Source organism: Pseudomonas mendocina, from assembly GCF_003008615.1.
Taxonomy (GTDB): domain Bacteria; phylum Pseudomonadota; class Gammaproteobacteria; order Pseudomonadales; family Pseudomonadaceae; genus Aquipseudomonas; species Aquipseudomonas mendocina_C.
Window position 1 is genome coordinate 1478597 of record NZ_CP027657.1, and the last position, 16645, is coordinate 1495241.

The following is a 16645-nucleotide window of genomic DNA, read 5'->3' on the forward strand; positions in this document are numbered from 1 at the left end:
AGGAAGATGACATGAACCATATCTATCGCATCGTCTGGAACAGGGTTCGCAACGCCTTCATGGTGGTGGCGGAGAACGTCGGCAGCGGCGGCCGCAGCGCCAGCGGCTCGGGCCGTGGCCCGATGGGCTCGGTTGGCCTGTTCGCACTGAGCGTACTCGGAGCCTCGATCTTCGTCGGCTCGGTGCATGCAGCAGGCGTCGAAGTTGCCAGCGGCAACACCCAGGTCTTCCAGGCGCCGAACGGCGTCCAGGTCATCGATATCGCCACGGCCAACAAGGCCGGTGTTTCGCACAACCGCTACATCCACTACAACGTCGACCCGAGTGGCCAGATTCTCAACAACAACTCGGCGCTTACGCGTGCCGGCGCGCTGCAATCGCAGCTCGGCGGACAGATCGTGCCCAACGTCAACCTGACCAACGAAGCACGGGTGATCCTCAACGAAGTGGTCGCGCCCAATCGCTCTTCGCTCAAGGGTTATACCGAGGTGGTCGGCGGCAAGGCCGACGTGATCGTAGCCAACCCCTACGGCATCACCTGCTCGGGCTGTGGCTTCATCAACACCGACCGTGCCACCCTGACCACCGGCGTACCCACCATTGGCGGCGACGGCCGCGTGGCCGGCTTCAACGTCAACCGGGGTGACATCCTGATCGAAGGCACCGGCCTCGACGGCCGCAACCAGAAAGTACTGGATCTGGTGGCACGCTCGGTGAAGATTGATGGCCAGATCAACGGCCAGGATGTGGCCGTGGTGGCCGGCAGCAACACTTACGGATATGCCGACCGCAGCACCACGGCCCAGGCCCCAACCGGCGATACGCCGCTGTATGCCATCGACTCCACCGCCCTGGGCGGCATGTACGCCAATCGTATTCAGTTGCTGGCCACCGAAAACGGCGTCGGCGTGCGCATGCGCGGCGAAGCGGCGGCCAGCGCCGATGACTTCGTGCTCAGCGCATCGGGCAAGATCGAAATCAACACGCGCATCAGCGCCGAGCGTGATATCGCACTGAGCAGCTCGACCGCAGGCGAATCGATTCGCGTCGAAGGCGAGAGCACCCAGCTGACCGCCAAGCGCGACATCGCCATCACTGCCCAGGCTGGCCAAGTGGCGCTGGACGAGTCGACCCTGACTGCCAGTCGCGATCTCACCCTGACCGCCGCCAGCCTCAGTGACAACAGTACGGGCGACAAGCGCTACGCCGGGCGTGATGCGCGAATCCAGACCACCGGCAGCACGCAGATTGCCGGCAGCGCCTGGGGCGCGGGCGACGATCTGTCCATCCGTGCAGCCAGCCTTACGGTGAACGACGCAGCCAACCTATACAGTGGTGCCGATGCCCAGGCCACCGGCAAATCCCTGACGCTGACCACCACCAGTGGCGACCTGCGCCTGAACCAGGCGACCGTGCAGAGTGCGGGCGAACTGAAGCTGGATTCCGCCACCGTACTCGCCACCGGCAGCAACACCGAGATCAAGAGCGTCAGCGATTTCGACGTGAAGGCAACGGGCGCCATCGATCATGCCGGCAAGCTCCTCGGCGCCGCGGATGGCCAGGTGCAGGCCGGAGGGCGCCTGACCAACAGCAACGTGCTGCACGCCAGCGGTAACCTCAACGTCAAGGCCAACTCGCTCGTCAACACCAATACTGCGGGTCTGTCGTCACTCAAGACGCTCGATATCCAGGCCACCACCAGCATCGACAACTCGGGCGCCCTGTATGCCGGCGAACACCTGTCGCTGAAAGCCGGTGACAAGGTACAGAACCACAGCAGCGGCACCGTCGACAGCAATGGCAGCATGGCCACGGACAGTGCACGCTTCATCAACAACGGTGCCGTCGTCGGCGTAGGCGATATCCACATCAAGGCCAGCCAGTCGTTCGTCAACGAAACCCTGTGGAGCGGCGGCAGCCTGACCAAGCAGGATGGCTCGCCGACTTATGGCAACGTCATCAGCTCAGACAAGATCGCCAACTCCGGGTGTTTTCTGGGCATCTGCAAGGGCATCGATGCCTGGATGTATGACGTCCAGTACACCTACAACGAGCAACTGGTCGGCCTGACCCTGGCCCAGCTGCAGGCGCTGCAGAAAGCCCAGATCATCTCCAATGGCGCTGGCAGCAAGCTGACCATCGACTATGGCAACAGCGGCCAGAACAAGGTCGGCGTCATCTCCGCAGCCAACGTCGAGATCGGCGGCACCGGCACCTTCCGCAACGAAGAACTGGCGCTCTACCACTACACCAAGGTGCTGCGCTGGATCGATAACGATGACGGCAGTGTTGGCTGGGTTCGTGTCGACCCCGATCGCTTCTGCTATGACGGCGGCCCGGCAAACTGCGCTGGTCGTGACGACGGGCTGCCCAACAGTCCTGACGACGACGGCACCAGTTGGGGCGACTGGAATCCCGGCTGGGGCTGGGAACGCGTACCTGATAGCCAAGCCTATGCAGAGGGCATCCGCGGAGGCGTCTTCAGTGACGCCGAGGTCATCGGCCGCAGCGGTGCCGGTATCTACGCCACCAGCCTGAACTTCACCAGCGGCACGCTGGAGAACGTCGGCTCACCCTGGCCGGAGGATGAGGGCAAGGCCCGCCTCGGCAGCCAACTGGGCACCAGCGTCAACACCCCTGGCATCGGCGCCCCCAGCATCACGCTGCCGACCAACCCCAACGGCTACTACGTCCCCAGCAAGACACCAGGCGCCAAATACCTGGTGGAAACCAACCCGAACTTCGCAGTGGGCTCGAACTTCGTCGGCTCCGATTACCTGGCCGAGCGCTACGGCTTCAACCCGGACACCGTGCAAACGCGCCTGGGCGATGCCAACTACGAGGCCTACCTGATCCGCCAGCAATTGATCCAACAGACCAACAACAATGTGATCGCCGGCTATGACAACGAAGTCGACCAGATGAAACGCCTGATGGATCAAGCCTATGCTCAGGGCAAGTCACTCGGCCTGGAATTCGGCAAACCCCCGACCGCCGTGCAATTGGCAGGTTTGACCGAAGACATCGTATGGATGGAAGAGTCCGTCGTCGAAGGTCAGAAAGTTCTCGTACCCAAGGTCTACCTGGCCGCCAGCACTGTGGCAGCACTCGAGGCAGGCGCGGTGATCGCCGCACGCGACACCCGCATCAGCGGCGAAGGCCTGAGCAACACCGGCGGCACCATCTCCGGCAGCGGCAGCCTGACGGTGGAAACCCGTGGCGACATCACCAATACCAGCGGCACCATCAAGGGCGGCAATGTCGATCTGAAGTCCACCGAGGGCAGCATCCGCAACGAAACCCTGGCCGTCGGCCAGGGCGACGGTACCACCTACACTACCGCCATCGGCAAGACCGGCAGCATCCAGTCCACCGGTGACCTGAGCCTGGACGCTGCACGCAATATCGAAGTGATCGGTGCCGATATCAGCTCGGAAGGCAATGCCTCACTGAATGCAGGTGGCGACATCACCGTCGACACCATCGTCGACAAGAACACCACCACCAGCTACACCGAGAGCGGCGGTTTCCTCAGTTCCAGCAGCACCCGCACCTCGGTCAGCAGCGAGACCAACATCGGCTCTGGCCTGAACATCAAAGGCGACCTGAAGACCCGCAGCGGTGGCGACACCACCATCGCTGGCAGCGAAGTCAATGTTGGCGGCGACCTGGATGCCGAGGCCGACGGCAGCTTCAACGTCGTTGCCCGTCAGGACAAGCTGACCGTCGACACCCAGACCTCGAAGTCCGGCATTGGCGTTGGTGGCGGCCTGTATGGCAGCCAGAAGACCACCGTCAACGACTTCACCGGCACCAACGTGGGCTCCACCCTCAACGTCGGCGGCAATGCCAACGTCAAGGCGGGCGAACAGATCGTTGTGCAAGGCTCTGACGTCAATATTGGCGGTGATGCCAGCCTCGATGGCAAGCAAGGCATCGCCATCCTCGACGGCCTCGACGAACGCCGTACCGACACCAAGGTCGAGACCACCACGTTCCTCAAAATCGACAGTTCTTCAGGCGCGTCAGCCGGCACCGAAACCGAGGCCAACCGTCAGGGTGCCAGCGCCAGTGCCAAGGCCAGCGCCAGCAACAGCACCAACGTGAAGCTGGCTGAGGTCAGTACCACGGTGACCAACACCGGCAGCAACACCAGCGTCGCCTCCAACCTCAACGTAGGGGGCAACCTGTCGATGCGCAGTGACGGCGACGTGACCGTGCAAGGCTCCAATGTCGAAGCCGGTGGCGACCTGAATGTCGACGCCAAGGACATCAACGTCCTCACCGGGCGCAACGAAAGCTGGAGCGAGAGCAACACCACCCGCACCTCGATCGGCATCTACGTCGACTCCGAGGCTGGCGCCGAGGCATCCGCCAATGCCAGTGCCCACGGCACCGGTGGCGCCAAGGCCGAGGTCAAGGCAGAGACCACCGCAACCGCGGGCGCACGCCACGAGCGTGAGCAGTCTTCCAGCTATGACCTGGTCAATAGCGCCTCGACCCTGAAGTCCGGCGGCAACATGAACCTCAAGGCCAGCGACACCGCAACCTTCCAGGGTGCCCAGGTATCGTCCGGCGGCGACATGAACATCGAGGCGCAGGACATCCGCAACGTCGCCGCGCAGGACATCAGCACCAGCAGCAGCAGTGCCGAGACCCATACCGCGGGTCTTTATGTCGGCGCCAGTGCCGAGGCCAGTACCGAAGCCAGCGTCGACAAGAACGGCCAAGCCAAGGCTTCGGCCAGCGCCAGTGCCGAAGCCAGCGCCGGTGTGCGTCAGGCGACAGAGAAGTCCAACAACAGCAGCACCTCGATCACCCAGGTGACCAACAGCTTCACCTCTGGCGGCAACTTCAACCGCACCGCGCAGAACACCATCGTCGACCAGGGCACCCTGGTCGAGGCGGCTGGCAACATCAGCCAGTCCGCCCGCGAGATTCGCGACGAGGCAGTGTCAGACCAGAGTTACTCGTCGGAAAGCTCGTACAGCCACGACGCCCGCGTGGGTGCCTACGTCGGTGCCGAGGCCAAGGCCAGCACCGATGAAGGCGCCAGCGCCGGCACTGGTTACGGCGCCAAGGCGTCGGTCGAGGGCGAGGACAGCAAGGCTTCTGAACAGTCCAGCACAGCCGTCACCAGCCGCTTCAAGGCCGGTGGCAGCATCTCCTCCACCTCCACGGAGAAAACCACGCTGGTCGGTACCAGCTTCGAGGCCGGCGAGGACATCAACATCCAGGCCGGTTCGCTGGATATCCAGGCCGCTCGCGACACCAGCAGCAGCTCGAGCAGCAGCAAGTCGCTGAACGCGGAGGTGAAGGTCGGTACCGACGGCGCCAGCGTCGAAGCAGGCTTCGAGGCAGAGAACGCCAAGGAAAATGCGTCCACTGCTCGCACCGCCAGCCTCAACGCCGGCGGCAAGCTGAACATCAGCACCACGGGCGATGCACGCTTCGAAGGCACGGAACTCAATAGCGGTGGCGACACGACCATCGGAGCCGGCGGCAACGTCGAGTTCGCGGCGGCGCGTGATACGTCCAGCAGTTCGTCGAACAACCTCTCGCTCAGCGTCTCGGCGTCGGAAGACAACGAGGGCGCGCAGAGCGGCGAAGGTTCCATCGGTGGCGGCCTGAGCCGCAGCAATTCGAACCAGGCACGCACAGGCTCGATCAACTCCGGTGGCAACGTCACGGTAACCTCCGGCGGCGACACTACTCTGCAAGGAACTCAGGTGCAGTCGGCAGGCGATACCAACCTGTCGGCAGGCGGCCAGGTGCGCATGGAGTCAGCCGAAAGCAGCTCGTCCGAAGTGGGCGTACAGGCAGGCTTCTCGGCCAAGGCCAGCAAGGACAAGGACGGCGAAGAAAGCGGCGGCAGCTCGGCAGCGGCCTCGGTGATCGGTAGCAGCCAGAAGGGCAGCAGTGCCGCGACGATTCGCTCCGGTGGCGAGACGCGTATCGAACAGGGGCGCTGATCAGGGGCTGTTTCCACGCCGCAGGCGCGCTAGGATGTTGTAAGGCGCGTATTCCAGCGCGCCTGCAGTGGGGGAAACACAATGAGCGAAACCTTCAAGCCCGACGCCGATGCGGTCGACATCATCGAGCGCGAGACCTGCTTCCGCGGGTTCTATCGCCTCGATCGGATCAAGCTGCGTCATCGTCAGTACGCTGGAGGCATGGGCCCGCAACTGACCCGTGAGCTGTTCGTGCGCCACGATGCCGTCTGCGTGCTGCCCTACGATCCGCAGCGTGACGAGGTGGTGCTGATCGAGCAGTTCCGCGTCGGTGCCATGGAGAAGGTCGCCAATCCCTGGTTGCTGGAACTGGTGGCAGGCCTGATCGACAAGGACGAAGAGCCTGAGGAGGTTGCGCGCCGCGAAGCCATCGAGGAAGCCGACCTGACGCTCACCTCGCTGTGGCCGATCACCCAGTACTTCCCATCGCCGGGCGGTTCCAACGAGCGCGTGCACCTGTTCGTCGGCCGCTGCAACAGCGAGGGCGCCGGCGGTGTGCACGGTCTGCCCGAAGAAGGCGAGGATATCCGTGTCCATGTGATGCCAGTGGAAGATGCGCTGGCCGCTGTGCGCGACGGCAGAATCGACAATGCAGCCAGCATCATCGCGCTGCAGTGGCTGGCCCTAAACCGCGACGAGGTGCGAGGAATGTGGTCGTGAATCTGCTGCGCGAGCGCTATCGGGTCGACCTGGTCGAGCTGCAAGCGGCCTGCGAGGCCAATTATGCGCGTCTGATGCGCCTGTTGCCGCGCATGCGTGAACATAGTGAGAGCCGCCGCGTCGCCCTGAGCCAGGGCGAGCACCTGCTCGGCGTGCTGGCCCTGGATGTGCTGGAGAGCTGCCCGTATACCACGACATTGCGCGTACGCCAGGAGCACAGCCTGCCCTGGCTGCCCGTGCCGCAGCTGGAGGTACGGGTGTACCACGACGCCCGCATGGCCGAGGTGGTGAGCGCCGAGAACACCCGACGCCTGCACATTCGCTACCCCTACCCCAACGCCGCCATGCATCAGCCAGACGAAAAGAACCAGCTCAACCTGTTCCTCGGCGAATGGCTCAGCCATTGCCTGGCCTGCGGTCACGAACCCCAGCCAGTGATGTAACACCTTACGACAAGCGATCAAGCTTTCTCCCGCCCTGCCGATAGCGCCCCGTAGCTGTTCTTGCCTCCAACTCACAAGGATCAGCACTAAGGTGCGCAAAAAATGCCCTCGGCGTTTTTTTCTGTGATCTGCGTCCGCTTGCCGGGTTTTCCCTTTGCCGCGGCAACCACCATAATTCACTCGATAATGCCTTAGGAGATGGTCTTGCCGAGCCTGCCCACCCCATCCACGGATTCCTCGGTTCTGCTGGTGCAGCTATCCGACAGTCATCTGTTCGCCGAAGCGGACGGTAAGCTGCTGGGCATGGATACCTGCGACAGCCTGCAGCGAGTGATCGAACAGGTGCTGCAGGAACAACCGCAGATCGACCTGATCCTGGCCACGGGCGATCTTTCGCAGGATGGCAGCGAAACCTCCTATCAACGCTTTCGTCAGCTCACCGCCGCCATCGGCGCGCCTAGTCGCTGGCTGGCCGGCAACCATGATGAAACACCGCCCATGCAGTCGGCCTGCAAGGACAGCGAGCTACTGGAGCCGGTGATCGACCTCGGTGCCTGGCGCATCGTCATGCTCGATTCCTCAATCCCTGGCGCAGTGCCCGGCTTCCTCGCCGACAACCAACTCGAACTGCTCGAACGCGCCCTAAGCGAAGCCCCGCAACGCCATCACCTGATCTGCCTGCACCATCACCCGGTGTCCATCGGCTGCAAGTGGATGGAGCCTATTGGCCTGCGCAACGCCGATGCGTTGTTCGCCATCTTAGGCCGCCACCCACAGGCGCGCGCGGTGCTCTGGGGGCATATCCATCAGGAGTTCGATCAGATGCGCGGCAACCTGCGCCTGCTCGCTTCACCCTCGACCTGCGTGCAGTTCGCACCGGGCAGCGAAGACTTCCAGGTCAGCAACGAAGCCCCTGGCTACCGCTGGCTGCGCCTGCATGCCACCGGTACGCTGGAGACCGGCGTATCCCGTGTCACCGGCATCCATTTCGAAGTGGATTACAGCGTCAAGGGTTACTGACATACCCCCAATCAGCTTGAAGCTTGCAGCTTGAGGCCCCGGACGAGTAGCCTCCCGCTCCATGACCGCATCCATCCTCTATATACACGGCCTGAACAGCTCGCCAGCCTCGCACAAGGCCAGCCAGTTAAGCCGCGCCATGGCCCACCTGGGCCTGGAAGACCAATTACGCGTGCCGGCCCTGCATCACCATCCACGCCAGGCCATGGCCCAGTTGCAAACGCTCGTCAGCGAGCTGGATTCGCCACTTCTGGTGGGCAGCTCCCTGGGCGGTTATTACGCTACCTACCTGGCTGAGCAACACGGCCTCAAGGCACTGTTGATCAACCCTGCCGTACGACCGCACCTGCGTTTCGACGGTTACCTGGGGCCGCAGAAGAACTACTACAGCGACGAAACCTGGGAGCTCACCCAGGATCACGTCGATGCCCTGGCCGAATTCGAGGTTGCGCCCCCCACCGACACGGTGCGCTATCAGGTCTGGCTACAGACTGCCGACGAGACCCTCGACTACCGCGACGCCGAGCGTTACTACCGCGCCTGCGCCCTGCGCATCCAGGCGGGTGGCGACCACAGTTTTCAGGGCTTCGTGGAACGCCTTCCGATACTCTTCGCTTTTGCCGGCATCAACGCCACGCTCTGGCGCGATACCGACTTTTCCGCATTCAATTGATGAACAAGAGACCCTATGGCCCAGCAGAACGCCTATAACGCAGACGCCATCGAAGTCCTTTCCGGCCTCGACCCGGTGCGCAAGCGCCCGGGCATGTACACCGACACCACGCGCCCCAACCACCTGGCCCAGGAAGTCATCGACAACAGCGTCGACGAAGCCCTGGCCGGCCACGCCAAGTCGATCCAGGTGATCCTCCACGAGGACAACTCGCTGGAAGTGCTCGACGACGGCCGTGGCATGCCGGTGGACATCCACCCGGAAGAAGGTGTCCCCGGGGTCGAGTTGATCCTCACCAAGCTGCACGCTGGCGGCAAGTTCAGCAACAAGAACTACCAGTTCTCCGGCGGTCTGCACGGCGTCGGCATCAGCGTGGTCAACGCCCTGTCGACCCGCGTGGTGGTCACCGTCAAGCGTGACGGCAACGAATACCAGATGAGCTTTGCCGATGGCTTCAAGGCCAGCGAGCTGGAAGTCATCGGTACCGTCGGCAAACGCAACACCGGTACCAGCGTGCACTTCTGGCCGGACGCCAAGTACTTCGACTCCTTCAAGTTCTCCATCAGCCGCCTCAAGCACGTGCTCAAGGCCAAGGCCGTATTGTGCCCGGGTCTGAATGTCAGCTTCGAAGACAAGGCCTCCGGCGAGAAGGTCGAATGGCACTACGAGGACGGCCTGCGTTCCTACCTAGTCGATGCCGTCAGCGAATTCGAGCGCCTGCCTGCCGAGCCATTTTGCGGCGCGTTGGCCGGCAACAAGGAAGCGGTGGACTGGGCCCTGCTGTGGCTGCCCGAAGGCGGCGACGCGGTACAGGAAAGCTACGTAAACCTGATCCCCACCGCGCAGGGCGGCACCCACGTCAACGGCCTGCGCCAGGGCCTGCTGGATGCCATGCGCGAGTTCTGCGAGTTCCGCAACCTGCTGCCGCGCGGCGTCAAGCTGGCGCCGGAAGACGTCTGGGAGCGCATCGCCTTCGTCCTCTCGATGAAGATGCAGGACGCGCAGTTCTCCGGGCAGACCAAGGAGCGCCTGTCCTCGCGCGAGGCGGCCGCGTTCGTCTCCGGCGTCGTCAAAGATGCCTTCAGCCTGTGGCTCAACGCCAATCCGGAGACTGGCCTGGCCCTGGCCGAGCTGGCCATCAGCAACGCTGGCCGCCGCCTCAAGGCCGGCAAGAAGGTCGAGCGCAAGAAAATCACCCAGGGCCCGGCACTGCCCGGCAAACTGGCCGACTGCGCCGGACAGAACCCGCTGCGCTGCGAGCTGTTCCTGGTAGAGGGTGACTCCGCCGGTGGTTCGGCCAAGCAGGCGCGCGACAAGGAATTCCAGGCCATCATGCCGCTACGCGGCAAGATCCTGAACACCTGGGAAGTGGACGGCAGCGAAGTACTGGCCAGCCAGGAAGTCCACGACATCGCCGTGGCCATCGGCATCGATCCGGGCTCCAACGACCTCACCCAGTTGCGCTACGGCAAGATCTGCATCCTCGCCGATGCCGACTCCGACGGCCTGCATATCGCCACTTTGCTCTGCGCCCTGTTCGTCCGTCACTTCCGTCCCCTGGTGGATGCCGGCCACGTCTACGTAGCGATGCCGCCGCTGTACCGCATCGACCTGGGCAAGGAGATCTTCTACGCCCTGGACGATGCCGAACGCGACGGTATCCTCGATCGCCTGGTAGCCGAAAAGCGCCGCGGCAAACCGCAGGTCACCCGCTTCAAAGGTCTCGGCGAGATGAACCCGCCGCAACTGCGCGAAACCACCATGGATCCCAACACGCGGCGCCTGGTGCAACTCACGCTGGAAGACTTCGAAGGCACCCGCGAAGTGATGGACATGCTGCTGGCGAAAAAACGCGCTGGCGACCGCAAGAGCTGGCTGGAAACCAAGGGTAACCTGGCCGAGGTACTGGCCTGATGCGCAATCACCTCCTCGCACTCGGTCTGTTGGCTGGCGTCGCGAACGCCGAGCCAGTAGTGCTGGAAGAGCTGAAGCTGCAGGCGGAATACCCGGTGACGGAAATGCCCAGTGGCAACCTGTCAGGCCTGGCCATGTGCGGCGAAACGCTGTGGACGGTCTCCGACCGCGATGACGATCGCATCTATCAACTGCATCGCGAAGAGGGCCTGCTACGCGCCGAAGCGGAAACCTTCGTCGCCCCCGAACCGCCCGAGAGCGCCCTGCCCTGGGGCCTGCGCATGCGTAACTGGGCTGCCGGCCTGGTGCGTGGCGGCAAGCTGGATTTCGAGGGCATATCCTGCGACGCGCAGGGCAATCGCTATCTGGTCAGCGAAACCCGCGCCACCGTGCTGCAAGTCGCCAGCAATGGCAGCGCACAGTGGCTCAACCTGCCCAGCGGACTGGTTCGTCAGGCCCGCGCCAGCGGTATGCTGCTGCACTTCAATCAGGGGTTCGAGGGCATCGCCATCGACCCGACAGGTGATCGCCTGTGGCTAGCCGCCGAGCAGCGCCGCCGCGGCCTCACCGTATTGCATCGTCGCGGCAGTAGCTGGCGCTGCACCGGTGGCTGCGTGCTGAACAGCGAAGGCGGTACCGAGTCCTCTCCAGAAGCGCTGGGCGGCCATATGGCACCGCGCGACTTTTCCGGCCTGGCCTACTTCGACGAGAAACTCTTTACCCTCGAGCGTCAGGCTCATCGCGTCTGCCGACGCACGCTGAGCGATGGCGTAGTAGAAATCTGCTGGTCATTCGCAGCCGAAGCCTTGACGGAACAGCGCCGCTACACGCCGAACTACGGCATGGCCGAAGCGCTGTGGGTCGACAAGGAAGGCGCCTGGATTGGCGTCGACAATGGCAGCCAGACCCGCGCCGATGGCGAAGAGCGTCCCATCGTCTGGCGTTTCGCGGCGCCCAAGGGCGGCTGGAGCCGGCGTCCGTGAGCGAACAGGCGCCTGGCCGTCGTGCCGGACGAGTCATGCTGGTGCTCGCCTGGGGCGCCGGCTTGCTGTTGGCCACGCACTTCTTCGGCAACTGGGAAGATAGCCAGCGCAACCCCAACCAGATGCCGCAGTCGGTGCATGGTGACGGTTTCGTCGAAGTGAGCCTGGCCAGCAGTCGGCAGGGGCATTACGTGGTCAATGGCCAGATCGATGGTCATGACGTGACCTTCCTGCTCGATACCGGCGCCACTCAGGTCGCGATACCGAGCGCGGCGGCCGAACGACTCGGTCTGCAACGTGGTGCGCCGATCATCATCAGCACCGCCAACGGCCGTGCCACCGGGCACCGCACACGTCTGGACAGCCTGCGCCTGGGCGATATCGAACTACGTGATGTCGCAGCATTGATCGCCCCCGGCATGGACGGCGACGAAGTGCTGCTGGGTATGAGCGCCCTGAAACAACTCGAATTCAGTCAAAAGGGCGGCACCCTGGTGCTGCGCCAATCAACCTTGCAATGAGGCCCGCATGAGCGAATCCCTCGATTTGAGCCTGGAAGGCGTTGAACGCCGGTCACTCGCCGATTTCACCGAGCAGGCTTATCTCAATTACTCCATGTACGTGATCATGGATCGCGCCCTGCCGCACATCGGCGATGGCCTGAAACCCGTGCAGCGCCGCATCGTCTATGCCATGAGCGAATTGGGCCTGGACGCCGACTCCAAGCACAAGAAATCCGCCCGTACCGTCGGTGACGTGCTCGGCAAGTTTCACCCACACGGCGACAGCGCCTGCTACGAAGCCATGGTGCTGATGGCGCAGCCGTTCAGTTACCGCTACACGCTGGTCGATGGCCAGGGCAACTGGGGTGCACCGGACGATCCCAAATCCTTCGCTGCCATGCGCTATACCGAGGCGCGTCTGTCGCGTTACTCGGAAGTGCTGCTCACCGAACTCGGCCAGGGTACCGTCGACTGGGTACCGAACTTCGACGGCACGATGAACGAGCCGGCGACCCTGCCGGCACGCCTGCCCAACCTGCTGCTCAACGGCACCACCGGTATCGCCGTGGGTATGGCCACCGATGTGCCGCCGCATAACCTGCGCGAAGTCGCCGCCGCCTGCGTGCGCCTGCTGGACGAGCCCGGCGCCACCGTCGAGCAGCTCTGCGAACATATCCAGGGGCCGGACTTCCCTACTGAAGCCGAGGTCATCACCCCCAAGGCCGATCTGCTGAAGATCTATGAGACCGGCCGCGGCTCGGTGCGCATGCGCGCCGTCTATCGCGTCGAGGACGGCGATATCGTCGTCACTGCGTTGCCCCATCAGGTTTCCGGCGCCAAGGTGCTGGAGCAGATCGCCGCACAGATGCAGGCCAAGAAGCTGCCAATGGTCGCCGACCTGCGTGACGAGTCGGATCATGAGAACCCGACCCGCATCGTCATCATCCCGCGCTCCAACCGCGTCGATGCCGACGAGCTGATGACCCACCTGTTCGCCACCACCGACCTGGAGTCCAGCTACCGGGTCAACACCAACGTCATCGGCCTCGACGGCAAGCCGCAGGTCAAGGATCTGCGCACCCTGCTCAGCGAATGGCTGGTGTACCGCGTCGGTACCGTGCGCCGTCGCCTGCAGTTCCGCCTGGACAAGGTCGAACGCCGCCTGCACCTGTTGGAAGGCTTGCTGATCGCCTTCCTCAACCTCGATGAAGTCATTCGCATCATTCGCACCGAGGATTCGCCCAAGCCGGTGCTGATGGAAACCTTCGGCCTCACCGATGTGCAGGCCGACTACATCCTCGACACCCGCCTGCGCCAACTGGCTCGCCTGGAAGAAATGAAGATCCGCGGCGAACAGGACGAACTGGCCAAGGAACGCGAGAAACTGCTGGCCCTGCTCGGCAGCGAAGCCAAGCTGAAGAAGCTGGTGCGCAAGGAAATCATCGAGGACGCCGAGAAGTACGGCGATGACCGCCGCTCGCCGATCGTCGCTCGCGCCGAAGCCAAGGCCCTGTCCGAAACCGAGCTGATGCCGACCGAGCCGGTCACCGTGGTGCTCTCGGAAAAAGGCTGGGTGCGCTGCGCCAAGGGCCATGACATCGACGCCACCGGCCTGTCCTACAAGGCCGGCGACGGCTTCAAGGCGGCCGCACCGGGCCGCTCGAACCAGTACGCGGTGTTTATCGACTCGACCGGCAGGAGTTACTCCCTCGCCGCGCACTCGCTGCCGTCTGCCCGCGGCCAGGGCGAACCGCTGACCGGCCGCCTGACGCCGCCGCCGGGCGCCAGCTTCGAGTGCGTGATGCTGCCGGAAGACAGCGCGCTGTATGTGATCGCCTCGGACGCCGGCTACGGCTTCGTGGTCAAGGGCGAGGATCTGCAGGCCAAGAACAAGGCGGGCAAGGCGCTGCTGACCCTGCCCAACGGCGCCAAGGTCGTTGCCCCCAAACCTGTAACGAATCTGGAAGACGATTGGCTGGCCGCGGTGACCACCGAAGGTCGCCTGCTGCTGTTCAAGGTCACGGATCTGCCACAACTGGGTAAAGGCAAGGGCAACAAGATCATCGGAATTCCCGGCGAGCGCGTCGCTTCACGTGAGGAGTATCTGACCGATCTGGCCGTACTGCCCAGCGGCGCCAGTTTGGTTTTGCAGGCCGGGAAGCGTACCCTGACACTCAAAGCCGACGACCTGGAGCACTACAAGGGCGAACGCGGCCGGCGCGGCAACAAGCTGCCGCGCGGCTTCCAACGTGTCGACCAGCTTTTGGTGGAATAGCGCCGGCAACACGCCCCGTTCTTCCGGGATATCCGCGCTACCGGCAGGCAGTCAAGGCTGGAGTCGTAGCGCGGTTTGACGGATGATACGCGCCCTGGGTCATGCGCAAGTGACCCCACTGCATGATATGGGATCGATGTGCGGTTGCCCCATAAGCAGCTGCCGGGAACGAATGATGACTGTAGTACGCCCTGCGGCCCTACTTCTGACCACGCTGCTCGTGCTGAGCGGTTGCAGCCTGCTGCAGCAGAAGCCAGTGCCCCTCTACCAACTGGATAGCGGCAGTGCCGTGACGCCAACTCAGGATAACGGTGTCACCGTGCTGGTAGGCCCGATCAGCGTGGCCGACTACCTGCGCCAGCAGAATCTGCTGCAACGTCAGGCTGACGGCAGCCTGGTCGCTGCCCAGGATGCGCGCTGGGCCAGCGGTCTGGCCAATGACATCGACCAACAGATGCTGCGCCAGCTGGCCTGGCGTCTCGACAGCCAGCGCCTGGTCCTGGCACCGGCAGCACCAGGCTTCAGCGCCGACGCCCAAGTCATGCTGACCATTACCCGACTGGACTCGGGCCCGACCCAACCCGCCGTTCTGGAAGCACAGTGGCGCCTGCTCGACCGTCGCGGGCAACTGCGCGATAGTCGTCTGATTCGACTGGAAGAGCCTCACAGCGGCTCCCTGGCAGAACAAGTCAAGGCACAGAGCGCGTTGGTACAGCGCCTGGCAGCGCAACTGGCGACAGCCATCCAGCCAGTGGCTGCGGCCACAGACCCGACACCCGAACCAGCACGCAAGAAACCCCCGGTGGCCAGAGCCAAACCGCAGGAACCGGCCTCGGCCGGGCCGAAGATTCCGGTGGCAGAACCCATCAAGATTGATACGGAAGTCTTCCGCTTCTAAGCAAAAAGCCCGCAATGCGGGCTTTTTGCTTGTGGGGTGGAACTCGCTTGCCTTACTTGAGCTCGCTGGAGCTCTTGCCCAACAACCGCCGAGCGACGATCAGCAACTGGATCTGCTGGGTGCCTTCGAAGATGTCGAGAATCTTCGAATCACGCGCCCACTTCTCCAGCAACTCGTCCTCGCCGTATCCCATCGCACCGGCCAACTCGACACATTTGAGCGTTACCTCGCTGGCCACGCGTCCAGCCTTGGCCTTGGCGATGGAAGCCTCCTTCGAGTTGGGCAGCTTGTTGTCAGCCATCCATGCAGCCTTCAGCGTCAACAGGCGCGCCGCTTCCCACTCCGCCTCCAACCGATACAGCGTCGCCTCGGCATGGGTCACGGCCAGCAGCGGCTTGGCGTAGTCGAAACGGCAACCCGCCTTGACCAGCAGCTCGCGGGTACGCTCCAGCGCGGCACGGGCCACGCCGACGGCCATGCCTGCGACCAGTGGCCGGGTGTTGTCGAAGGTCTCCATGACCCCGGCAAATCCTTTCTGCACATCGATTTCGGCGTTGCCCAGCAAATTGGCCGCAGGCACACGGCAATCGCTGAAACTGATCGAGGCGGTGTCCGATGCCTTGATGCCCAGCTTCTTTTCCAGACGGGTGACCGTCATGCCGGGCGTGCCCTTCTCCACCACGAAGGACTTGATCGCAGCACGTCCGAGGCTCTTGTCCAGGCTGGCCCAGACCACTACCGAATCCGCACGCTCTCCAGAAGTGACGAAAATCTTTTCACCATTGAGGATGTAATCATCACCATCCTTCACTGCGGTGGTGCGAATCGCCGCCGAGTCGGAGCCGCATCCCGGCTCGGTGATGGCCATGGCCGCCCAGGTTCTGCCGAAGCGTGTCAGTTGCTCATCATTGGCCACCGCCGCTATGGCGGCATTACCCAGGCCCTGGCGAGGCATGGCCAGCAATAGGCCGACATCACCCCAGCACAGCTCCATTACACCGAGCAGCGCCGCCATGTTGCCGCCATTCTTGATACCGTCCTGCTGCTCGCGGGCGGCACCACGCTTGCTCGCCGAACCAGCGCCGACGACCTCGGGAGATCCTTCGTTCATGCCGTCGAGCAGCGCGGCAAGCAGATCCAGCTCCTTGGGATAGGCGTGCTCGGCCTTGTCATACTTGCGCGAGATCGGCCGGAAATAGTGCTTGGCCACCTGTCCAGCCTGGTGTTGCAGGCCGCGGAATTTCTTCGGGGTTTCCAGATTCATC

The 16645-nt window shown here is 63.5% G+C and carries 11 protein-coding genes; 10 read left to right on the top strand and 1 reads right to left on the bottom strand.

What is annotated here, in order from left to right:
* Positions 1–11: 11 nt before the first annotated feature.
* From C7A17_RS06875 to C7A17_RS06920, 10 genes are all read left to right on the top strand, one after another.
* Positions 12–5972 (top strand): hemagglutinin repeat-containing protein, encoded by a 5961-nt coding sequence (locus tag C7A17_RS06875; protein ID WP_106737321.1) that lies wholly within the window; start codon positions 12–14, stop codon positions 5970–5972.
* A gap of 81 nt (positions 5973–6053) precedes the next feature.
* Positions 6054–6671: an NUDIX domain-containing protein gene (locus C7A17_RS06880; protein ID WP_106737322.1), complete on the top strand. Its 618-nt coding sequence runs from the start codon at positions 6054–6056 to the stop codon at positions 6669–6671.
* The gene (locus C7A17_RS06885; RefSeq protein ID WP_106737323.1) at positions 6662–7114 is read left to right on the top strand and encodes a DUF1249 domain-containing protein; all 453 of its coding nucleotides are present in this window, start codon (positions 6662–6664) and stop codon (positions 7112–7114) included. The genes C7A17_RS06880 and C7A17_RS06885 overlap by 10 nt, the downstream gene beginning before the upstream one ends.
* Before the next feature lie 204 nt (positions 7115–7318).
* Positions 7319–8134, top strand: coding sequence for a 3',5'-cyclic-AMP phosphodiesterase (cpdA, locus tag C7A17_RS06890; RefSeq protein ID WP_106742780.1), 816 nt, complete (start codon positions 7319–7321; stop codon positions 8132–8134).
* Positions 8135–8195: 61 nt separating this feature from the next.
* Complete coding sequence (locus C7A17_RS06895) at positions 8196–8807, top strand: YqiA/YcfP family alpha/beta fold hydrolase (RefSeq protein ID WP_106737324.1); 612 nt, start codon at positions 8196–8198, stop codon at positions 8805–8807.
* A gap of 15 nt (positions 8808–8822) precedes the next feature.
* Positions 8823–10721: a DNA topoisomerase IV subunit B gene (parE, locus tag C7A17_RS06900; RefSeq protein ID WP_106737325.1), complete on the top strand. Its 1899-nt coding sequence runs from the start codon at positions 8823–8825 to the stop codon at positions 10719–10721.
* Positions 10721–11704 carry an esterase-like activity of phytase family protein gene (locus tag C7A17_RS06905; protein WP_106737326.1) on the top strand — a complete coding sequence of 328 codons (984 nt, stop codon included), beginning with the start codon at positions 10721–10723 and terminating at the stop codon, positions 11702–11704. The genes parE and C7A17_RS06905 overlap by 1 nt, the downstream gene beginning before the upstream one ends.
* Complete coding sequence (locus tag C7A17_RS06910; RefSeq protein ID WP_106737327.1) at positions 11701–12225, top strand: retropepsin-like aspartic protease family protein; 525 nt, start codon at positions 11701–11703, stop codon at positions 12223–12225. Before C7A17_RS06905 ends, C7A17_RS06910 begins: the two co-directional genes overlap by 4 nt.
* Before the next feature lie 7 nt (positions 12226–12232).
* Positions 12233–14482, top strand: a complete 2250-nt coding sequence (gene parC, locus C7A17_RS06915; RefSeq protein WP_106737328.1) for a DNA topoisomerase IV subunit A — start codon at positions 12233–12235, stop codon at positions 14480–14482.
* 172 nt (positions 14483–14654) lie between these two features.
* Positions 14655–15380 carry a PqiC family protein gene (locus C7A17_RS06920; protein ID WP_106737329.1) on the top strand — a complete coding sequence of 242 codons (726 nt, stop codon included), beginning with the start codon at positions 14655–14657 and terminating at the stop codon, positions 15378–15380.
* Positions 15381–15432: 52 nt separating this feature from the next.
* On the opposite strand, the gene C7A17_RS06925 is transcribed toward C7A17_RS06920, so the two are convergent.
* A complete protein-coding gene (locus C7A17_RS06925; RefSeq protein ID WP_106737330.1) occupies positions 15433–16644 on the bottom strand; it encodes an acyl-CoA dehydrogenase family protein in 1212 nt (403 codons plus the stop codon).
* Between the last annotated feature and the right edge of the window lies 1 nt (position 16645).